The organism is Corynebacterium sp. MSK039 (genome assembly GCF_030232315.1).
GTDB lineage: Bacteria > Actinomycetota > Actinomycetes > Mycobacteriales > Mycobacteriaceae > Corynebacterium.
The window spans coordinates 24,607-44,759 of the sequence record NZ_JASPJL010000001.1 but is presented as its reverse complement, the minus strand read 5'-3'; the positions used below and the strand labels follow the sequence as shown (position 1 = coordinate 44,759).

15 protein-coding genes and 1 tRNA gene are annotated in these 20,153 nt (G+C 64.3%); 8 read left to right on the top strand and 8 right to left on the bottom strand.

What is annotated here, in order from left to right:
- Nucleotides 1-73 precede the first annotated feature (73 nt).
- Nucleotides 74-550, bottom strand: a complete 477-nt coding sequence (locus QP997_RS00200; RefSeq protein ID WP_284845856.1) for a PaaI family thioesterase — start codon at nucleotides 548-550, stop codon at nucleotides 74-76.
- Between the two features lie 43 nt (nucleotides 551-593).
- Between QP997_RS00200 and gnd the strand changes: the two genes are divergently transcribed.
- From gnd to QP997_RS00170, 6 genes are all read left to right on the top strand, one after another.
- Nucleotides 594-2,093, top strand: coding sequence for an NADP-dependent phosphogluconate dehydrogenase (gnd, locus tag QP997_RS00195; RefSeq protein ID WP_284845855.1), 1,500 nt, complete (start codon nucleotides 594-596; stop codon nucleotides 2,091-2,093).
- Nucleotides 2,094-2,156: 63 nt separating this feature from the next.
- Nucleotides 2,157-3,395, top strand: coding sequence for a DEAD/DEAH box helicase (locus QP997_RS00190; RefSeq protein ID WP_284845854.1), 1,239 nt, complete (start codon nucleotides 2,157-2,159; stop codon nucleotides 3,393-3,395).
- 78 nt (nucleotides 3,396-3,473) lie between these two features.
- On the top strand, nucleotides 3,474-4,871 hold the full coding sequence (locus tag QP997_RS00185) for a hemolysin family protein (RefSeq protein WP_284845853.1): 1,398 nt from the start codon (nucleotides 3,474-3,476) through the stop codon (nucleotides 4,869-4,871).
- Complete coding sequence (locus QP997_RS00180) at nucleotides 4,871-5,905, top strand: hemolysin family protein (RefSeq protein WP_070759126.1); 1,035 nt, start codon at nucleotides 4,871-4,873, stop codon at nucleotides 5,903-5,905. The genes QP997_RS00185 and QP997_RS00180 overlap by 1 nt, the downstream gene beginning before the upstream one ends.
- 44 nt (nucleotides 5,906-5,949) lie before the next feature.
- On the top strand, nucleotides 5,950-6,897 hold the full coding sequence (locus QP997_RS00175) for a 3-methyladenine DNA glycosylase (protein ID WP_284845852.1): 948 nt from the start codon (nucleotides 5,950-5,952) through the stop codon (nucleotides 6,895-6,897).
- Between the two features lie 64 nt (nucleotides 6,898-6,961).
- The gene (locus tag QP997_RS00170; RefSeq protein ID WP_284845851.1) at nucleotides 6,962-8,197 is read left to right on the top strand and encodes a vWA domain-containing protein; all 1,236 of its coding nucleotides are present in this window, start codon (nucleotides 6,962-6,964) and stop codon (nucleotides 8,195-8,197) included.
- A gap of 55 nt (nucleotides 8,198-8,252) precedes the next feature.
- Here QP997_RS00170 and QP997_RS00165 read toward each other — a convergent pair whose 3' ends face one another.
- From QP997_RS00165 to secA2, 4 genes are all read right to left on the bottom strand, one after another.
- Nucleotides 8,253-8,786 (bottom strand): MerR family transcriptional regulator, encoded by a 534-nt coding sequence (locus QP997_RS00165; protein WP_070759129.1) that lies wholly within the window; start codon nucleotides 8,784-8,786, stop codon nucleotides 8,253-8,255.
- Between the two features lie 260 nt (nucleotides 8,787-9,046).
- The gene (gene ftsR / locus QP997_RS00160) at nucleotides 9,047-9,790 is read right to left on the bottom strand and encodes a transcriptional regulator FtsR (protein ID WP_284845850.1); all 744 of its coding nucleotides are present in this window, start codon (nucleotides 9,788-9,790) and stop codon (nucleotides 9,047-9,049) included.
- 5 nt (nucleotides 9,791-9,795) lie between these two features.
- A complete protein-coding gene (gene odhI / locus QP997_RS00155) occupies nucleotides 9,796-10,230 on the bottom strand; it encodes an oxoglutarate dehydrogenase inhibitor Odhl (RefSeq protein ID WP_070759131.1) in 435 nt (144 codons plus the stop codon).
- A 96-nt stretch (nucleotides 10,231-10,326) separates the two neighbouring features.
- Nucleotides 10,327-12,648, bottom strand: a complete 2,322-nt coding sequence (secA2, locus tag QP997_RS00150) for an accessory Sec system translocase SecA2 (RefSeq protein WP_284845849.1) — start codon at nucleotides 12,646-12,648, stop codon at nucleotides 10,327-10,329.
- A 134-nt stretch (nucleotides 12,649-12,782) separates the two neighbouring features.
- Between secA2 and rraA the strand changes: the two genes are divergently transcribed.
- Together rraA and QP997_RS00140 are read left to right on the top strand one after the other, a co-directional pair.
- Complete coding sequence (rraA, locus tag QP997_RS00145; protein WP_148811890.1) at nucleotides 12,783-13,280, top strand: ribonuclease E activity regulator RraA; 498 nt, start codon at nucleotides 12,783-12,785, stop codon at nucleotides 13,278-13,280.
- A 62-nt stretch (nucleotides 13,281-13,342) separates the two neighbouring features.
- Nucleotides 13,343-13,419 (top strand) — tRNA-Pro (locus tag QP997_RS00140).
- 171 nt (nucleotides 13,420-13,590) lie between these two features.
- Here the strand turns inward: QP997_RS00140 and QP997_RS00135 are convergent.
- From QP997_RS00135 to QP997_RS00125, 3 genes are read right to left on the bottom strand one after another with little or no spacing between them, the layout of a single operon-like run.
- The gene (locus QP997_RS00135) at nucleotides 13,591-16,680 is read right to left on the bottom strand and encodes a type I restriction endonuclease subunit R (protein ID WP_284845848.1); all 3,090 of its coding nucleotides are present in this window, start codon (nucleotides 16,678-16,680) and stop codon (nucleotides 13,591-13,593) included.
- Entirely contained in the window at nucleotides 16,673-17,842 is a 1,170-nt protein-coding gene (locus QP997_RS00130; RefSeq protein WP_284845847.1) for a restriction endonuclease subunit S, read from the bottom strand. The genes QP997_RS00135 and QP997_RS00130 overlap by 8 nt, the downstream gene beginning before the upstream one ends.
- A gap of 59 nt (nucleotides 17,843-17,901) precedes the next feature.
- On the bottom strand, nucleotides 17,902-19,836 hold the full coding sequence (locus QP997_RS00125) for a type I restriction-modification system subunit M (protein WP_284845846.1): 1,935 nt from the start codon (nucleotides 19,834-19,836) through the stop codon (nucleotides 17,902-17,904).
- Nucleotides 19,837-20,153: the final 317 nt, after the last annotated feature.

The window sequence follows — 20,153 nt, the reverse complement described above, 5'->3', positions numbered from 1 at the left end:
AGGGCGCTAGAAAAGCTCGATCCCCGGCCCCACCTTCGTGGTGGGCGGCCGGGGATTTTTGCTTGGCGTTAACTCACTTATTCATCACGGCGGTCTTCAACATGGTCAGTGCCAGCATCTTGCCGGTCTCCTCATTGCGGTGCTCGACGCGCCACAGGTGGGAGGTCGACCCCAGGTGCTCAGCGGTCGCGGTGGAGACGATGACGTCGCCGACCTTCGATGGCCGCAGGAAGTCCGTATTGTTGTTCGTTCCGACGACGATCGGCCCGGCGCCCGCGGCGACGAAGCTGGCCATGCTGGCTGCGGTCTCCCCCAGCGTGGCGTAGATGCCTCCGTTGGTGATCCCCCAAGGCTGCAGGTGAATCGGTTGCACCTCGAGGCGCAGGGTGAGGGAATGAGGTGCTACCTCGGTGTAGCGAACACCCAGTGTCTCTTCCAGCCCGTTGGTTGCGGTCATAATTCCATTGAGCGTGTCAAGCTCTTCGCCGGTGAGCTTACGCTGGCCGGCAGTGCTGCTGAGCTCCAGCATGGTCTTCACGTGTTCGTTCATGTCAATAGATTAACCACGAAGTGTCGGGGTAAACTGGGAAATCATGAGTAAACCTTCGGCACCGAATCTTTCCTCGAATCAGGCACCCGCAGGCGCACCAGATGGCGAGCTCGCCCAGATCGGCGTGATCGGCCTGGCGGTGATGGGGTCCAATATCGCCCGCAACTTCGCGAATCACGGCCACACCGTGGCGGTTTTCAACCGCACTTTCGCCCGCACCGAGGGCTTCATGGAGAACTTCGGCGAGCAGGGTTCTTTCATCCCAGCCGAGACCTTGGAGGCCTTCGTGGCTTCCCTCGAAAAGCCGCGCCGCGCGCTGATTATGGTGCAGGCCGGCCCCGCCACCGATGCCATGATCGAGCAGCTCGCCGAGCTCATGGACCCGGGCGACATCATCATCGATGGTGGCAACGCCCTGTACACGGACACGATCCGCCGCGAGAAAGAGATCTCTGCGCGCGGCCTGCACTTCGTCGGCACCGGTATCTCCGGTGGCGAGGAGGGCGCCCTGAACGGCCCGGCGATCATGCCGGGCGGAACCGCCGAGGCCTACGAGTCCCTGGGCCCGCTGCTGGAGTCCATTTCCGCGAAGGTTGATGGCGAGCCGTGCTGCGCCCACATCGGCCCGGACGGCGCCGGCCACTTCGTCAAGATGGTCCACAACGGCATCGAGTACGCGGATATGCAGGTCATCGGCGAGGCTTACCACCTGCTGCGCTACGGGGCGGGGCTGAGCCCGAAGGAGATCTCCGAGGTCTTCCGCGAGTGGAACACCGGCGAGCTGGAGTCCTACCTCGTGGAGATCACCGCGGAAGTCCTGGCGCAGGTCGATGCTGAAACCGGCAAGCCGCTGGTGGACATCATCGTGGACGCAGCCGGCCAGAAAGGCACGGGGCGCTGGACCGTGAAGTCCGCTTGCGACCTGGGCATCCCGGTCACCGGTATCGGCGAGGCAGTCTTTGCCCGCGCGCTCTCCTCTGATGGCCCTGCCCGCCAGGCCGCCCAGGGCAAGCTCGCTTCCGGTGAGCTTGCTGCCCCAGTGGACGCCGCCCAGCGGGAGGATTTCATCGAGGACGTCCGCCGTGCGCTGTACGCGTCGAAGATGGTTGCCTACGCCCAGGGCTTCGACCAGATCCTCGCCGGTTCGCAGGAATACGGTTGGGACGTCGACCCCCGGGACCTGGCCCGAATCTGGCGCGGTGGCTGCATCATCCGCGCCCGCTTCCTCAACCGCATTGTCGATGCCTACGAGGCCAACCCGCAGCTGCCGTCCCTGCTGCTGGACGAGTACTTCCTGGAGCAGATGTCTGGCCTGGTGGATTCGTGGCGCCGCGTCGTCGGGACCGCGACCGCGCAGGGGCACCCGGTTCCAGTGTTTGCCTCCTCTCTTTCCTACTACGACTCCCTACGCGCCCAGCGCCTGCCGGCCGCGCTGATTCAGGGCCAGCGGGATTTCTTCGGCGCCCACACCTACGGCCGCGTGGACAAGCCTGGCGCCTTCCACACCCTCTGGTCCGGCGACCGCAGCGAGGTCGAGGCTTAAGTGCCGTCGCCTGACCCCGAGCCACCGTCTTCCCAGCCCGAGTTTCGATCGCTCGGGCTACCAGTGGCGCTCGCCCAGTCCCTGCAGCGCACGGGGCTGCGTGAAGCCTTTCCCATCCAGGCCAGCGTGATCCCCTCCGCCGTTGAGGGCAAGGACGTGCTGGCCAGCGCTCCGACTGGTTCGGGAAAAACGCTCGCCTTCGGGCTTCCCATGCTGGCCCGGTTGAGTTCCGGGGATCTGCCGCGCGCGACCCGGCCGAGCAATCCTAGGGGTATGGTGCTCTGCCCCACCCGCGAGCTCGCTGAGCAGGTCTTCGAAAACCTGGACCCGCATGCCGCAGCTCTGGGCCTGCGTGCGCTGGTCCTGGTGGGCGGGGTGAAGGTGCGAGCCAATCTCACCTCCCTGGCCCGCACGGTGGATATCGTCGTGGCCACCCCGGGTCGGCTGAATGACCTCATTGAGCGGCGTGCGATCTCCCTAGAGCACTGCGCCGTCACGGTCGTGGACGAGGCCGATCACATGGCAGACCTGGGATTCCTTCCCCAAGTGCAGGCAATTCTCGAACGCACTCCGCAAGGCAGCCAGCGGCTGCTCTTCTCCGCGACCTTGGACGGCGAGGTCGCGGCCCTGGCTGAGGGCTGGACTCGCAACCCAGTCCGCATCGAGGCCGCAGGCGCACGCTCCGCCCCGCCAGTTGCTCCGCGCATCGCCGCCACCGACGCCGGAGGCGCAGATGACCGGGACGCGGCAGGCGCACGAGCCACGGCGGCTCGACCAACCCCACGCCCCACCAAGGGCGCGGACTCCCCGGTGGAGTTCCTCCTCAGCGAGGTCGCTGATAACGGCCAGCGCCAGGCGGCGGTCCGCGCGATCGCCCGCAAGGTGCCGCGCGTGATTTTCTTCGTGCGCACCACTCACGCGGTGACGCGCTGGGCGAAGTACCTCTCCGCGGGCGGGGTCAAGGTCTCCGCCCTGCACGGCAATCGCGGCCATCAGTCCCGCCAGCGCGCGCTCGCGGACTTCCGCGAGGGTAAGGTGCGGGTGCTTGTCGCCACCGACATCGCCGCCCGGGGAATCGATGTGCCGGGAGTGCGCGCCGTCGTGCACATCGACCCGCCGCGCGATCCCAAGGCGCTCGTACACCGCTCGGGCCGTACGGGCCGCGCGGGTGCGTCCGGCACGGTCGCCCTGCTTGCCTTCCCCGACCAGGTTCGCGACGTTTCGACCATGATGCGGGCCGCTAACCTGGGCTACGAGAAGGTCGAGTCCACCAGGCTCGTCCGCCGGATTCTCCGTGAATAGCCACCACCGTCCCGGTCCGCCGGAGCACGCACAACCCACCACCCACTCACTCCTCGCCAAGGACAACTTCTCAAGAATATGGACATACTGCTGAGCATCCTCGGCCTCGCGGGCTTCATTGCGCTGACCGCGGGTACCGGGCTGTTCGTCGGGATCGAGTTCGCCATCACCGGTCTCGAAAGATCGACCATTGACCAGCACGTCAAGGACAAGAACGACGGCCCGGCACGCCTGATCCAAAAGGCTCACGGCGAGCTCTCCCTGATGCTCTCCGGCGCGCAGCTGGGCATCACGATCACGACCCTGGCTACCGGCTTCCTCGCCGAGCCGATCCTGGCGAAGTTCTTCACCCCGATGCTGGATCTATTCGGCATCCCGCACTCCGCCTCGATGGCGATCGCGCTGACCCTCGCCGTCATCCTGGCCACGGCCCTCTCCATGATCTTCGGCGAGCTGGTGCCGAAGAACTTGGCGATCACCGACCCGATCAAGGTTGCGCGCTTCGCGATCCGCCCGGTGTGGGCTTTCAACCAGTTCTTCCGTGGTTTCATCTCTTGGCTGAACAACCTCGCCAACTTTGTACTGCACCGCTTCGGCATCGAACCGGCCGATGAGCTTGCGAGCGCCCGTAGCCCGAAGGAGCTGGCCGCCATCGTGAAGTCCTCCGCCGGCACCGGCGAGTTCACGCAGGCCAAAGCACAGATCCTGGACCGTTCCCTGCGATTCCGGGACATTTCCGCCGACGACATCATGACGCCGCGTTCCACCGTCGAGTCGCTGGATGAGGAGGACACCGCGGACAAGCTGATCCTGCTCGCCATGGAGACCGGCCACTCCCGTTTCCCCGTTACCCGTGGCGATTTGGACGACACGATCGGCGTCGTGCACGTCAAGGACGCGGTCGCGCTGCAGCCGGAGCGGCTGGCGACGACCACCGTCAAACGCCTCGCCCGCCCCGTCCCCACCGTTCCGGAAAGCCTGGGCGGGGAGGCCGTCCTGCAGAGCGTGCGATCCGCCGGTTCGCAGCTCATCCTCGTCGCGGACGAGTACGGCGGCACCTCCGGCATCATCACCATCGAGGACGTCGTCGAGGAAATCGTCGGCGAGGTCTGGGATGAGTACGACGATAAGGACGAGGACGCCGAGGTCCGCCGCACCGGGCAGATGTGGGAGATGTCCGGCCTGGTCCGTACCGACGAGATTTTCGAAGAGGTCGGCTACACCGCCCCAGACGGCCCCTACGAGACCCTCGGTGGGCTCGTGATGTCCGCCCTGGGCAGGGTACCGCTGGAGGGCGACCAGGTGGTCCTCCCCCGCTCCGAGCGGGAACTCCGGGACTCGTTTGAAAGCGGGCTGAACAACCGCTGGTTGGCGCGCGTGGTGTCGATGGATGAGCACCGCGTCGATCGGGTGATCCTGAGCCCGATCACCGAGGAACAGGCCGCCGAGTACATCGATGAGGAGGGTGAAAACTAATGGGTGATCTGTGGGGCATTCTTCTTGCCGCTTTTCTGATCCTGGTCAACGCCTTCTTCGTGGCGGTGGAGTTCGCGCTGATCTCCTCCCGTAAGGACCGCCTGGACTCGATGATCGCCTCGGGCAACCAGCGGGCGAAGAAGGTCCGTTACGCCGTTGAACACCTGACCATCATGCTGGCGGGCGCGCAGTTCGGTATCACCATCGCCTCCGTCCTGCTGGGCATGATCGGCGAGCCGGCGATAGCCCACCTCATCGAGGCCCCGCTGGCGGCCCTGGGGCTGCCGGAGAGTTTCGTCCACCCGATTGGCTTTACCATTGCGCTGCTGTTGATCACGATGCTGCACATCGTGCTGGGCGAGATGGTGCCGAAGAATATCGCGCTCGCCGGCCCTGAGACTGTCGGCACGTACCTGGTTCTGCCGCACCTGGCGTTCGTTAAGGTGACGCACCCGATCATGGTCGTGCTGAACTGGATCGCACGAACCGTGCTCCATGCACTCGGTGTTGAACAGAAGGACGAGCTGGATTCCACCGTCTCGCCGCATGAGTTGGCGAACATGATCGCGGAGTCCCGTTCCGAGGGCCTGATCGCCGCCGACGAGGCGGACCGCATCTCCAACGCCCTGGCTAGTTCCCGCCGCGCGATGGGCGAGGTTCTCATCCCCCGTGAGGACGTCTACGCCCTGCCGTTCGGGACGTCCGGCCCGACGGTCATGGAGGTGCACCACGCGGTGGTGGAGACGGGTTTCTCCCGCTTCCCTGTCGCCGATTCGAACGGCACCTGGTTGGGCTACGTGCACGTCAAGGACGCCCTGGATGATTTCCTTGCAGACCGCGACGTCGCCGTCCCTATCCGCCCGTTGATCACCGTGACGAGCACCCAGAACTTCGACCTGGCGATGCGCGCGATGCGCGTGAACTCCTCGCACGTCGCCGCGGTGGTGGAGAACGGACGCACCATCGGCCTGGTCATGCTCGAGGACATTATTGAGGAACTCGTGGGCACGGTCCGCGACTGGACCCACGACTAAAAGCACTAGTTCCCCGTAGAGAAGAGGAGGCAGCGAAGGCTTGCATGGCTACTGATACGCAGCTATCCCCCACCCGCCCGGCCGAGCGTGTCCTGGGCTGGGGTGAGTGGCACGCCCGCGAGGCTGCCCACCAGCAGCGAGTGGAGTCGCTGACCGAGGCACACCAGGCGCGCCGCAAGCAGGGCGAACGCCACCCGGTGTGGGACTTCCTGTTCAGCTACTACCCGGTAACCCCTGGAAAGCTGAAGAAGTGGCACCCGGGGCTGGGCACGGCCCTGGAGATCCGCCCAGACGAACCGGTGGAGGGGCTGCCGCAGGTTAAGGACTTCTACCACCGCGTTGGGAATACCTGGGTGCTGGATCCAGCAGCGTTTCTGGCGCGCCGGGGCGGGACCGCCCGGTTCATCCGGCGGCTGCTCGCGGCGACGGCTGCCCGGCCCGCGGTCTTAAGCTGCTTCGGGCTGCACGAGTGGGCCATGGTCTACCGGGATGCCCCGCGGCACCCGGAGCCGCTTCGGCTGGGTGCGGCTGGCACCAACGAGGTCGTGGAATGCCACGAGCTGAAGTGCACGCACTTCGACGCCTTCCGGTTCTTCACCTCTTCTTCCGCACCGATGAATGCGAATCAGCTCACCAGGGAAAGCCAGGAGCTCTTTGAACAGCCGGGCTGCCTGCACGCGGGCATGGACTTGTACAAGTGGGCGACCAAGCTGGGTCCGGTGGTGCCGGGCGAGCTGTGGGTGGATTGCTTCGAGCTAGCGCGGGATTTCCGGCAGCTGGACATGGAGGCCAGCCCCTATGACCTGCGGGAATGGGGTTTCGAGCCGGTGCGCATCGAGATGGCCGAGGGAAAGGCGGAGTACGTCCGCCGCCAGCGAGAGCTGACGACCAGGGCCCAGGAGCTGCGCGGCGAGCTGCTGGAGCTTCTGGATCTGCTGCTCAGCCACGAGGACCAACCCCGGCAGCCGACGCAGAACGCGCCGGGCATGTGATCGACGGCTGGGGTGCACCGGGCTGCACTAAACTGAAGGGTTGAACACGATTTTTGGAGGGTCGATGGCGCGTCACGCGAATGGTGAGAATAACTTCAAGGTCGCCGGGTGGGTCTGGGCCGTGTTGATCGCGGTCGTGCTGGTCACCGCACTGATCATCGGCTGGTCAGCGGTGTCGAAGAATAACCAGGAGACGGTGGCCTCCGAGGAGTGCGCGGAGGGCGACTACGAACTGAGCGTCTGGGCCGCCCCTAAGGCCAAGTCGGCGGCAGAGGACCTCGCAAACGCGTATAACGACGCCGACCGGGTCGTCGCCGATCACTGCGTCACCGCCGCTGTCTCCGAGGTCGCGGACCGCGACGGCCTGTCCAAGCTGGACTCTGAGGTCCCTGCAGCGTGGGTTGCGGAGGACGCCGCGGCAGTCCTTCCGGCCGCGAAGGATCACGGCGTGCGGGTGGCTGGTAGCAAGGCCCCGACGGTCGGCGATCCAGCCCGACCGGTGCTCCGCCTTGAGGCCGGCGACCGGGTGCCGGAGCTTGGCCAGCGTGCGGCTTCAGACTTCACCAGCTTCGCGGTTGAGGAGCAGAAGCTGCCGACCACCGAGGTTGCCGCGCTGACCGGTAGCAAGGGCGAGGGCGCTAAGGACGCGAAAAGCGGCGAGGACGAGAAGGCTAAGGGCTCCAAAAAGGACGAGGATAAGGCAAAGAAGCCGGCGCTGGCTCGTGGCACGGACGTCACCTTCCTGCTGGATACCTCCGACGCGATGGGTGTCGTCGAGGGCGATGCGCGCCGCCTCGACGTGGTGCGAGGTGCACTGCACTCTGCCTTCCAGCGAGTTGGCGAGAACGAGGGGGCGGTGAGCCTGTGGAACTATTCTTCGCAGCTCTCCCCCGGGGCACGTACTCCCTACCGCGTGAACGTTGACCTTTCGGCACGCGATGGTGGGGCGGCCGCCGGTGCGGTGCTGGATCAGCTGAATGTGGGCGGTGGCAACCACGCGAACGTTTCCATCTCGGCCGCTCACAAGGCGGCGGTGGATTCCGCTGCAGCGGCGGGCGCGGAGAAGCCAACGGGCCGCATGGTCGTGGTGCTGGCCGGTAAGAACCAGGACGAGCTCTCCGTCGAGCAGCTGAAGGCCCAGCTGGCGGCGGCCAACCCGCAGGTGCGGGTGGACATCGTGGGTATCGGTGGCGATGTTTCCGCAGACGAGCTCGCGCAGATCGCGGAGGCGACGGGTGGAAAGTTCTACCCCGCCCGCGACGCGAAGGCCGTGGACGGGGTATTGAAGGAAATTCTTTAAGCCCCGCTGCGGTCAGGGGGGCAGCGAGGCTTAAAGTTTCGCGAAAGGCTGGGGCTTAGGCCAGGCGACGGCGGCGGCGACGCTCTGCGAGCTCGTCGATCGCCGGGTCCTGGGAAATCTTCTCCGATGGGAAGCTCGTGATGTCGCCGCTCAGCTCCTTCATCAGGCCTGGAACGGCGATGCCGAACACGCCCTGGCCACCGTTGAGGAGGTCGATGACCTCCTCGGAGGAACGGCACTCGTAGACGGTCGTACCGTCGGAGACGAGGGTCAGGCCGGCGAGGTCATCCACGCCGAGGTTCTCCAGCTTGCTGACTGCCTTGCGGATGTTCTGCAGAGAGATGCCGGTATCCAGCAGGCCCTTGACGATCTTCAGCACGAGGATGTCGCGGAAGGAGTACAGGCGCTGGGAACCGGAGCCGGAGGCGTTACGGATGGAGGGCTTTACCAGGTCGGTGCGAGCCCAGTAATCGAGCTGGCGGTAAGTAATACCTGCGACCTGGCATGCGATGGGCACGCGGTAGCCCACCTCATAGTCTGGCCCGTGCACATCGAAGAGTGCATCCTGCTGGCCTTCGTTCGTACCCATTCGCTTCTCCTGACCGTGGCCGCTTACGCGGTCCCCTCTTGTTAGTTAAAGAATAGCCGGGTCGGCGGACACGTCAACCGCAAACCCTTAAGTTCAAGTTCAAGGTTAACATTAACATCCACAACAAACGACACATGTGTAACAACACGCGTGTCAGATAACTTTTGCGGACACCCCCGGCTTCGCCTTCGACCAAAAACTAAGGCCCGCGCCCCTCCCCTGTGCGGGAAGTAGGCGCGGGCCCAAAAGCTCTAGAGAATCTAGTCGAGGTTGCCCTTCACGATGGCGGCGTTGAGGGAGAGCAACAGCGCAGAGACCTCGCGAGCTGTTTCCGCGGAGCGCTGGCGCGCGTTTTCGTCACGGGCGTGCTTCAGCGGATCGGAGACGCGGGAGACCAGGTCGAGCTGGCGGTGCGCGATGGTCATCATGGCCTTGAGGTGGCGGCCGTCGAGGCCGAACTCGCTGAGCCGGTCTGCCAGCTGCACGATCGCGATGTCGTCCACGCTGAAGAAACCGGACTGGTCGGCCATGACGAGCCCCAGGCGGATCAGGCTGCCGGTGAAGGAATCCTCCACGCCAGCACGCGCCGTCAGGTCCGCGCGGGTCAGGCGGCGTGGCTCCGAGGAACGGAACTGCTCCGCGGACATCGCGCCGGCGATCTGACGCTTGGCGTACACCGGGGTGACCTTTCCGGCGTCCATCGCATCAAGCTGCTCCTTGATGACCTTCAGCGGCAGGTAGTTATCGCGCTGGTGGGTCAGGATGTAGCGCAGGCGCTGGATATCCTCCGGGGAAAAGCGCCGGTAGCCGGACTGGCTACGGCGCGGGGTGATGAGCCCCTCGGACTCCAGGAAGCGGATCTTGGAGACCGTCACGTCCGGGAAGTCCGGCTTCAGCTGCTTCAGCACATCGCCGATGGAGGCGGTGGGAAGCACCTTCTCTCCGGTCTGCGCCGGGTTCTGCTCGAGCAGCTTCTTCGCTGCGTTACCTTCTTGTGCCGCCACGGTTTTTAGCTTTCCTTCGCGCCGTTCAGGAACACGAGGCGGAACTTGCCGATCTGGATCTCGTCACCGTTGGACAGGACCGCGGAGTTCTTCGGCTCGCGGTTGACGTAGGTGCCGTTCAGGGAGCCGACGTCCACGACCTCGTAGTCCGCACCGTTGCGGCGGAACTCAGCGTGGCGGCGGGAGACGGTGACGTCGTCCAAGAAGATGTCGCTGTCCGGGTGACGGCCAGCGGCGGTGGTCTCCTGATCGAGGAGGAAGCGGGAACCGGCGTTCGGGCCGCGCTTCACCACGAGAAGGGCGGAGCCCTCCGGCAACCCCTCGACACCGGAGGGAGATGCGTCGGCCTGGGCGCCGGACTCCATCTCCTTCAGGAGGTCCGCGCGAAACACCGATGTGGTCTCGACAGATGCCTCCGGCTTACCGGTGTTCTGGCTCATAGTGAGATCCTCTCTGGAACGTATTTGGCTAACGACAACACAATACTACCCCGCAAGCGATGGAGAGTCACCGCGGTTGTGTTCACAAGTTCATAACTATCGGAACATCTGCGCCACAGAGCCGATCAACGAACCGCCACCGCTGGAGAGCGGGTTGTCGTTGACCATATAGGTCCAGGTCGCAGACGGCTTGTGGAGGCCGAGGCCATCCAGGTCCACGCCTTCGCTGGTGAACTCCGCCTCAGCAAAGGTGTCCTCCGCCTTGTTCACCGCACGGGCTGCCAAGTCACCGAAAGCGGCGATGGACATGCGGTGGAACTCGTCGATGGGCGATTCCCGGGCGATGGCGCGCAGGTGGATGGACTCCCGGATGTCGTCCAGGTAGGCCAGATGCTCGCTCCACTCCAGGTCCAGGTGGAAGAGCATGATCGCCCGGGCCGATTGCTCCAGCACGGTCTGCTCGATGCCCTGCTCCTGCAGGCTGGCGGCCTTCTGTGGCTGCGCTTCGGCGAGCTCCTGCCAGGCAGCATCGGTGTCCAGCAGCTTCTGACGACGGGCATCGATAATGTCCCGCTGATCCTTGATGAGCTTGTTGTACTTCCAGGTCGTGGCGTGGATGTCCAGCATCTGGCCTTCGGTCACGCGCTGGCAGTGGTCGACGAAGTTCGCGACCTTCTTCTGATCCAGGCGACCGCTCGCGTCCGGCTGGGCTTCCAGGCTCTCCCCGGCACCGCCGGTTTCCACGACATCATCCTGCAGGGAGACGAAGAAGACCGAGCTACCAGGGTCGCCCTGCCGGCCCGCGCGTCCGCGCAGCTGGTTATCCAGGCGCTGGGAGCGGAACCTGCCCACGCCGACCACGTGAAGTCCCCCGGCCTCGACGGCGGCATCGCGGGCGGACTCGTCCTTACCGCCGAGCTTGATATCCGTACCACGGCCTGCCATCTGAGTGGAGACGGTGACGTGGCCGGGGCGTCCTGCTTCGGCGATGACGGCGGCCTCGGCCTCGTGGTTCTTCGCGTTCAGGATCGAGCTCTGCACGCCACGAGCCGCAAGCGCCTCGGCGATGCGCTCGGAGGCGGCGACGTCCTGGGTGCCGATGAGCTGCGGCTGTCCGGTCTCCTGAACTGCGAGGATGTGTTCGATGACGGCGGCGTCGCGTTCCTCGTCGGTGGCGTAGATGCGGTCGGCCTCGTCGAAGCGTTTGGTCGGCACGTTCGGGTCGATGACCGAGACCTGCAGACCGTAGAACTGGCGCAGCTGGTCCCCGGACGCCAGGGCCGTGCCGGTCATGCCGCAGACGGTCGGGTACATGCCGATCAGGGCCTGGATGGTGATTTGGTCGAGGATGCGCCCACCATCGGTGACGCGCAGCCCCTCCTTGGCCTCCACCGCGGCCTGCAGGCCATCGGGCCAACGCTGCAGGTCGGCAATGCGGCCCCGCGAACCATCGATGAGGGCGACGGAGCCGTCCTTGACGATGTAGTGGACGTCCCGGATGAGCAGGTGCTCGGCGTGCAGGGCGACGTTGACCTGGACGAGCGTCTGGCCGGCGTCCTCGCCGTCCTTGCCCTCCGAGTACAGGGAGTCGATGCCGAGGGCCTTTTCAACGAACGCGGATCCCTTGTCCGTGAGGAAGACGTTGCGGCGGTCCGGGGAGATGGTGAAGTGCTCGTTTTCCTCCATCCGCTGGACCAGCTGGGTGATCTGGCCGGCCGGGGCGGTGCCCGGCTCGCTACCCGCGAGGACGAGTGGGACGAGGGCTTCGTCGACGAGTACGGAGTCCGCCTCGTCGATGACGGCGACGTCCGCGGGGGTGCGGACGACCTCGGAGCGTTCGGTGGCCAGGTGGTCGCGGAGGACGTCGAAGCCGAGTTCGTTGATCGCACCGAAAACGATGTCCCGCTGGTAGACCTCGCGGCGCTGCTCGGAGGTCAACTCCTCCTGGATGGCGCCGTGGGTGAGCCCGAAGAAGTCGAACATCGGGCCCATCCACTCGTCGTCGCGGGCTGCGAGGAAGCCGTTGACGGTGATGACGTGGACGCGCTTGCCCTGCAGTGCGTAGCCGATGGTGGCCATCGCGCCGGTCAGGGTTTTGCCCTCACCGGTGGCCATTTCGGCGACGTCCCCGTTGAGCAGGGCGAGGGTGCCCTGGAGCTGGACGTCGAAGGGGGCGATGCCGAGGGTGCGGCGGGTGACCTCCCGGAGGACGGCGAGCAGCTGCGGGACGTCCTTGATGCGGCCGTCCTCCCGCTCCCCTGCCTTGACGACCGCGTCTGCTGCGGCGGCGCGGAGCTCGTCATCAGTAGCGCCGGTGTAGCGCTCAGGGTTGGCCTGTGCGACGACCGCCCGGGACTTCTTCTGATTCTTCTTCGGCGACGTGCCCATCGCACGCCAGAACCAGTCAAATGCAGCCATGTGCTCTTCTACAACCTCGTGTCGGATCGACGCTTGTTTATGCGCCGTCCACTTTACCGGGGCGACCGGACATGCCCGCCCAAAGTGGGGCACCTTGCTGTTCAGGGGTGGTCCAGCACCTATGCTTAGAGGCTATGAGCGAGATCACTTTTATCCCCACGGCAGACTTGGTTGACATTATTGGAGCGGAGTCCCGGTCCTGCGACACGCAGTTCCAGGACCTCGGCGGCAAGGTCGAGTTCTGCGGCCGCATCACCACGGTGTCCTGCTTCCAGGACAATGCGCTGCTGAAGTCCATCCTCAGCGAGCCGAACCCGGGCGGCGTGTTGGTCATCGATGGCCAGGAGTCCCTGCACACCGCACTGGTGGGCGACATCATCGCCGGCCTGGGCCAGAAGAACGGCTGGGCGGGTGTGATCGTCAACGCCGCGATCCGCGACAGCAAGGCCATCGGCGAGATGGACTTCGGCTGCAAGGCGCTGGGCACCAACCCGCGCAAGTCCACAAAGACCGGTGCAGGCGAGAAGGATGTTGTGCTGCGCTTCGGTGGCGTGGAGTTCAACCCGGGCGAGTACGTCTATGCGGACTCGGACGGCATCATCGTCACGGAATCCCCGGTTGACCCGCAGTAATGCCCACTGGCGGGGCTGATTAGTACGCGCCCTGAGCCATGCTGTACTGTTACAGGGCGTAACGGGCTGTGGCGCAGTTTGGTAGCGCACTACACTGGGGGTGTAGGGGTCGCAGGTTCAAATCCTGTCAGTCCGACCACGTGATAGAAGCCCTGGCTGCAAGGCCAGGGCTTCAGTCGTTTCCGCAGGTCGAAGCAACGGGCAGATCAACCAGCGCCCCCAAGCCCCATGGCAAAGCTCACATGGTCACGGATGCAGCCACGGATTTGGCACAAATTTGGCACGGACATTGAGCTCAGGGGCCACTTCCCTACTTGTCCAGCTCACCCATCTCCTTAGCCGCGGCCATGATGTCGGCCAGGGCGTTGATCACACCGTTAAGCACGTCCCGGTCACTGGAGAGCAAGGTATCGCGCTTCTTACGTTCCGCGATGCCGTCGAAGATCGCCTGCGTCGCCGCGCCCTGGAACTTCTTGGAGCGTTTGAGCTGTTCCTTGGAGTTCGTCCGACCCAGTTTCACCGCCTCGGGCTGCTCGGAGAGTGTGCCCCAGGCAGCGACGATCATCTGCGAGGTTTCATCGGAGTTCACGTCCACACCGGCCATCGAGAAGATGTCGTTAACCTTGTCCACCGCGTCGTAGAATGCGGCGCGCATAGGGGTGCCTTCCCCACCCACGGTGACGTCGAAGGTAGGCACCTTCAGCGCTTCGGTCCCGCCATCGCTCAGCGAGCGGTCGACTTCAATGTCGCTCTGGGTGATCGCCACTCCGGCCAGCGAGAGCCCGGTGATGAAGTCCTCGTCCTCGTCGTCGTATTCGGAGAGGTGGAGGTTGCGCTCCAGCACGGCGGCAAGCATCGCCCGCTTCGAGACCTCCGCGTCGGCGTAGGCGACGATCTGGGAGAGGAACTCATATGCGTGGCGGTATTTCTCTGCGTTGGATTTGAAGTCGCGTGCCGCGTCGCGCCCGTCCTTGCCGGAATCGCGTCGCACCTGCCAGCGCCGGATGATCGGTGCGGCCGCACCGCGGAGTGCCTCCGAGTCGGAGCCAGCCATATAGGCCTGAGCGACCTGTTCCATCTCCTCGGGAGTGTAGAACCCAGAGGTGTCGAGCTCCTCACCGAGGGTGTGCAGCGCGTTCGGGTCGATGTCTGTGTTGATGGAGGCTCCGGCGTAGTAGCGCTGGAAGTCCTTGACGATCATCTCCGGGTCGTTGACGAAGTCCACCACCATCGGGGTGGGCTTGTTCTCGTGGATGCGGTTAAGCCGCGAGAGTGTCTGAACGGTGGTGACACCGGATAGCTGCTTATCGACGTACATCGCGCACAGCCGGGGCTCGTTGAAGCCCGTCTGGAACTTGTTGGCGACGATGATGACGCGGTATCCCTGCTCATCGTCCTTGAAGGCGCGCTCGACGTCCGGCACGCCGTTGAGCTGCACCTCCGTGACCGGTTCGGAGCCCTCATCCACGCGCACCGCATCGGAGAAGGCGACCAGGGAGCGGAAGTCGTAGCCCTTGGACTGGATGTAGTGGTTCATCTCCTCCGACCAGCGGACCGCGGCCTTGCGGGAGGAAGTCACGACCATCGCGCGGGCCTGCCCGCCCAGGTGGTGGGCGACGTTGCGGCGGAAGTGTTCAATGACGACCTCCACCTTCTGCGCGATGGAGGTTGGGTGCAGGCGCACGAAGCGCACCATGTCGGTTACGGCCGCGGACTCATCGACTTCCTCAGTCCGCCCCAGCTCGTCGCGGACCTCGGCCCACATCTGGTAGGTCGAATAGTTGCCGAGCACATCAAGGATGAAGCCCTCCTCGATGGCCTGCCCCATCGGGTAGGTATCGAAGGCGACGAAGTGGCCGTCCGGGGTTTCGGTTCCGAACAGGCGCAGGGTCTTGCCCTTAGGGGTGGCGGTGAGCGCCACGAAGGTCATGTTCTCGGCGACGGCGATGGCCTCCTGCCGCAGTTCCAGCAGATCGTCGGCGGTGTACTCCTCCCCCTCATCGAGTTCCACATCGGTGAGCAGCTCACGCAGCGCTGAAGCGCTGGAACCGGTCTGGGAGGAGTGCGCCTCATCCGCGATCACGCACCAGCGCCGACCCGCGAGGTCTTGTTCGTCCTCGAGGAGCTTGAGCACGTGCGGGAAGGTCTGGAGGGTGCAGGTGATGATGTGGTCGCCCTCTTCGATCGCCTGGCGCAGCTGCGGGGATTTCGCCCCAGCATTCTCGCCAACGGAGACCACCAGGCCCAAGGAGGCTTCCATCATCTGCATATCCTGGCGAACATTGGTGTCCAGCGCGGTACGGTCAGTGACGACGATGACCGAATCGAAGGTCTTCTGCCCATCCTCCGCCACATGCCGGATCAGACGGTGGGCCAGCCAGGCGATGGTTTTGGTTTTCCCGGAACCCGCGGAGTGCTCGATCAGGTAACGGCCACCGGCCCCGCGCCGGGTGACATCCCTGGTGACGCGTTCGACAGCGCGCAGCTGGTGGTAGCGCGGGAAGATCAGTTTTCCTCCCGGGGTGCCGCGCTTCGGTGTGGCGTCCGGTTCCCAGACGGCGAAGTCGCGCAAAATGCGGAGGAACATGTCGCGTTCCAGCACGTCCTCCCACAAGTAGGAGGTCTCGGACTTGCCGGGGATGGGTGGGTTACCGGCCCCGCCATTGAAACCTCGGTTGAAGGGCAGGAAGAAAGTATCCGCGCCTTTCAACGCAGTGGTCATGTAAACCTCGGCGTTGGAGACGGCAAAGTGGACCAGAGCCCGGCCTGGCTGCAGGAGGCGCCGGCTGGGGCTGGGCACGCGGTCCTCGCGGTACTGCTTGCGGGCGTGCGCCACGGACTGGGTGTTGTCCGTCTTCAGCTCCATCGTCACCACGGGGATGCCGTTGACGGTGAGCACGAGGTCGATGGTTTCGTTGGTTTTCGGATCGAAGTGGACCTGGCGGATCACGCGCAGGATGTTTTCCTCTGCGCGTTCAGCAACCTTCTCCAGCAGGGGGTTCGCGGGCGGGAAGGCGACCATCGGGCCGAAGGCAGCGGAACGAGCCCCGACCTGGGCGTATTTGAAGCCCTCCCGCAGTGTGCCGAGCAGCCCGCCGAGGGTACGCCCGGATTGTGGGTCCTTCCGGGTTTTGGTTTCCAGCCGGTCGGCGACATATTCAAGCAGTTTGCGCTGTGCGACCTCGCGGGTGGCTTCCGGGGCGTCCGCGGGCACTGCCTTGGCGTACTCTTCCGGGTATTGAGTGGAGAGCCACTCCAACACGTCGGCTGGGTAGAGCGCGAGGCGGCGATCCCAACCCTGGTCGTTCTTGCCTTCCTCGTAGGTCCAGCCGCGCTCAGCGAGGGCTTTGCAGATGGCGGACTCGTGCGCGTATTCGCGGGTGATATCTGAGCTAGGCATGGGGGGTCTCCTCGGCGGTGGGGATATCGATTTGTCCGGTCACGGCCGCGGCGATGAGGGCGGCGCGACGCTCTGCGAGCAGGTCACGCAGCTCGGTGATGTCCGCGAGCATGGCGTCGATCTCGGCGGTCTCGCGGTCAATGTCCTTGACCAGACCGTCTTGCTCCGAACGACTCATGTCAGGTACAGGGAAGGACTGGACAAACTGGGTACTTATTCGCTTTAAGCCCCCTGTTCCTAAAACGGAAACGCCCGCCTCATCTAGGAACGTTTGCGACGTCAGGAAGAACGCTAACCAATCGGGGTTCGTTCTTTCACTAGGTCGCAGGGTGTATATCTCAGAGGTTGCCACACCCAGCTCAGTAGTAACGTTTGCCACCATCGCGCGGCCGTGGGTGACTGTCGGGGTGACCTTTGGGAGCAGGACATCTCCGCTTTCGAAGTGCGTGTATGAAGCAAGTTTGTCCTCCCAAGGAGCAACCTTGAAAACTCCTGGTTTCTGATTTGTCCAGACGTCCTCCAGCGGAATAAACGTCACGTCTTCTCCCTTGTCCAGGTCATAAATTCCCGGTGTGGAAGGCGAAACCTTGGCGAATTTCCAGAGGGGTGCGGTGGTAGAGAATTGGTTGAAGGCCGCGGTCACTGCGGTCCTACGCCGCTCCGTCAGCAGCTTTTCCATCTCGTCCAGGTCGGCGCTCATGGCATCGATTTCGGCAGTCTCGCGGTCGAGATAATCCGCGATGGCCCGCTGTTCATCTGGCGAGGCGTCCGGCAGCGGGTAGGACTCGACAAACTGCGTACTGATTCGCTTCAATCCACCGGTTCCCTGCACGGAGGCCCCCGCGAGTCCAAGAAACTCCGTTCCGACAAGCAGGTACGCGAGCCAGCGAGAGTCTGCCCCTGGACGTGCGCGGACCGTGTAGACCTCGGTGGAGGCAACCCCCAACTCGGTGGCGGTGTCCGTAATCATGGTGCGCCCGTGTGTCACCGTCGGGGTAACTTTCGGCAGGAGGAGATCACCCCGGCGAAACGGGGTGTATCCGTTTAAACGCTTCTCCCAGGGAACCGTTCGAAAGTCGTCGGCTTTGTTAGTCGGCCAGACGTCCTCCAGGGGAATAAACGTCACCTCGTCGGACTCGGTGAGGTCGTTGAACTCCGGCATTGGGGGTGATACCTCGGCGAACTTCCACAACGGCGCCGTGCGGTGCGTAGTCACTGTGCTCACTCCCGCACCTCCGCGAACTTTTCAGCCAGGCGCCCCATCACCGCGGCGACGTCGGCGTCAATTTCCTCCAGTGACCGGACCGGAGCTGGGCGATAGAACACGCGCTTGAAAGGGATCTCGTAGCCGACCTTCGCGGCCTCCTCGTCCCAGGTGACGTCCGGCGCGAATGGGAGGACCTCGCGGGTCATGTGCTCGTCGACGTCCTCGGTCAGCGGGATGCGCTCCGTCATGGAGAACGCCGGGTCGAGGATTGGGTTGCCCTTGCGATCGAAACTGGGCTCAGCATTCTCGTCCGGTACTCCGACCGCTTCAAGCACCTCGTCAATCACGCCGGCGAGCATCTTCACACCTCGCTTCTTGGCCGCAGCCTTCAGTGCCTCCGGCAGGTCATTGAACTTCACGTCCGCCACGTCGGCAAGGACCTCCGCGTGCTCGGGCACGGCAGATTTATGCTCCAGCACCTGCGCCACCGCCTCCGAGGTGACCGCCACGCGCAGGCGCTTCTGCTTGGTGACCTTCACGTCGCGGAAACCTAGGTCCGCTGGTGTGAGCACCTTCGAGATCTCGGTGTCCTCGAACCCGGCGTACTCTTCGAGCACGCGCTTACGGTCGGGCTCCTTCATCTCCCGGCGCTTCTCCCCCAACCCCTTATCCGGCACCGACCAGCACTCGGAAGCATCGATCAGCTGGACGAAGCCCTTACGGTGCTCCTCCTTGTTCGTGTCCAGGATCCACACATAGGTGGAAATTCCAGTGCCGTAGAACATATTGGTGGGCAACTGGATAATCGCATCCACCAGGTCATTTTCCAGCAGCCAGGCGCGGATCTTATCCGGCCCTGATTCCGGCGCTCCGGTAAACAGAGGCGAGCCATTGGAGACCACCGCACCACGACCGCCTGCACCATTGGGGCCTGCGGGCATGAGCTTCGAAGCGACATGGGCCAGGAAAAGCATCTGGCCATCGTCTTTACTTGGCAAGCCGTGGCTGAACCGGGAGCCCGGCACTTTCGCCTGCTCCTTCACCGACTGCTGCTGCACCTCCCAGTCCGTGCCGAATGGCGGGTTGGAGAGGATGTACTCGAACTGCTCGCCCTCGTAAAGGTCAGTGAGCAGGGTATCCCCGTGGCGGATGGCATCCGGCTCGCCACCCTGGATCAGCAGATCAGCCTTACCGATGGCATAACCAGTGGACATGAGCTCCTGGCCCGCGAGCACCACCTCAATATCCGGGTTGAGCTCCTTGAGGGCACGTGCTGCCACGAGCAGCATGCCGCCGGTGCCCGCCGTCGGGTCGTACACGGTGCGCGAAGCACCCTCCGCGGTCAGACCGACATCGTCGGAAGCGAAAAGAATATCCACCATCAGCCGGATCGCATCACGCGGGGTATAAAACGCACCCGCGGCCTTGCCCTTTGTGTCGAAGGCTTTGTACATGACGTGCTCGAAAAGGTCGCCCATTTGTGCGTCCGGCAGCGCCTCCATGCTCATGTCGATGGTGGCGAAGTGCTTCACCACCGGCCACAGGCGCGAGGCGTTATCGAGGGTCTTCATCTTCACCGCGAAGTCGAAGGCATCCCACACATCGCGCACGGAGGACGAGAACGCGCCGACGTAATCCATCAACGCCTCGTAGACGTGGTCGTCTAGCTGGGCGATACGCGTCAGGTCCAGGCGGGAGGAGTTGTAGAAGGACAGGCCAAAGCGAACACGGACCTCCCAGTCGATCATCTCCTCGCTGTACCCCTCCCCCTGGAGGCTCTCCACCAGGTCGAGAACCTCGTCCTTCGTGGGTTCGAGAATGCACTCCAGACGGCGGAGCACCGTCATGGGCAGGATGTAATCCCCATAATCCTCGGGCTCGACGATGGACCGCAGGAACTTATCTGCGGTATTCCAAACGGCGGACTGGTTCAGCTCCGCTGTGCTCATCCGGGCATGCCTCCTTGGGCCAGAAAACACAATGTGTCCACGGTAAACGGCGCGCTCCGAAAAGTCTGCGAGACACGCTCTCACCGCTCAGCTGCCATTCGAGCAATGCCGCCAGACACGGGCCAGGCGCACTCGAACACAATGCCGAGCGCCCCTGGCGAGACGCACCGAAGGGCGCGGGGCCAACAGCTAGCCCGGCGCACTGACAGCGCCGCTGCTGGCGTCCCGGGGCCGACAGATAAAGCCACGGCAACACAAAAAGACCTCCCCCAAGCCGAAGCTCGGAGAAGGTCAGGCGCGCCCGAAGGCGGTCCAAT

Bases quoted from the DNA above. Each gene is read 5' to 3' on its own strand.
- QP997_RS00200 (WP_284845856.1), bottom strand. From the start codon at position 550: ATGAACGAACACGTGAAGACCATGCTGGAGCTCAGCAGCACTGCCGGC.
- gnd (WP_284845855.1), top strand. From the start codon at position 594: ATGAGTAAACCTTCGGCACCGAATCTTTCCTCGAATCAGGCACCCGCA.
- QP997_RS00185 (WP_284845853.1), top strand. From the start codon at position 3,474: ATGGACATACTGCTGAGCATCCTCGGCCTCGCGGGCTTCATTGCGCTG.
- QP997_RS00180 (WP_070759126.1), top strand. From the start codon at position 4,871: ATGGGTGATCTGTGGGGCATTCTTCTTGCCGCTTTTCTGATCCTGGTC.
- QP997_RS00175 (WP_284845852.1), top strand. From the start codon at position 5,950: ATGGCTACTGATACGCAGCTATCCCCCACCCGCCCGGCCGAGCGTGTC.
- QP997_RS00170 (WP_284845851.1), top strand. From the start codon at position 6,962: ATGGCGCGTCACGCGAATGGTGAGAATAACTTCAAGGTCGCCGGGTGG.
- QP997_RS00165 (WP_070759129.1), bottom strand. From the start codon at position 8,786: ATGGGTACGAACGAAGGCCAGCAGGATGCACTCTTCGATGTGCACGGG.
- odhI (WP_070759131.1), bottom strand. From the start codon at position 10,230: ATGAGCCAGAACACCGGTAAGCCGGAGGCATCTGTCGAGACCACATCG.
- secA2 (WP_284845849.1), bottom strand. From the start codon at position 12,648: ATGGCTGCATTTGACTGGTTCTGGCGTGCGATGGGCACGTCGCCGAAG.
- rraA (WP_148811890.1), top strand. From the start codon at position 12,783: ATGAGCGAGATCACTTTTATCCCCACGGCAGACTTGGTTGACATTATT.
- QP997_RS00135 (WP_284845848.1), bottom strand. From the start codon at position 16,680: ATGCCTAGCTCAGATATCACCCGCGAATACGCGCACGAGTCCGCCATC.
- QP997_RS00130 (WP_284845847.1), bottom strand. From the start codon at position 17,842: ATGCCGGAGTTCAACGACCTCACCGAGTCCGACGAGGTGACGTTTATT.
- QP997_RS00125 (WP_284845846.1), bottom strand. From the start codon at position 19,836: ATGAGCACAGCGGAGCTGAACCAGTCCGCCGTTTGGAATACCGCAGAT.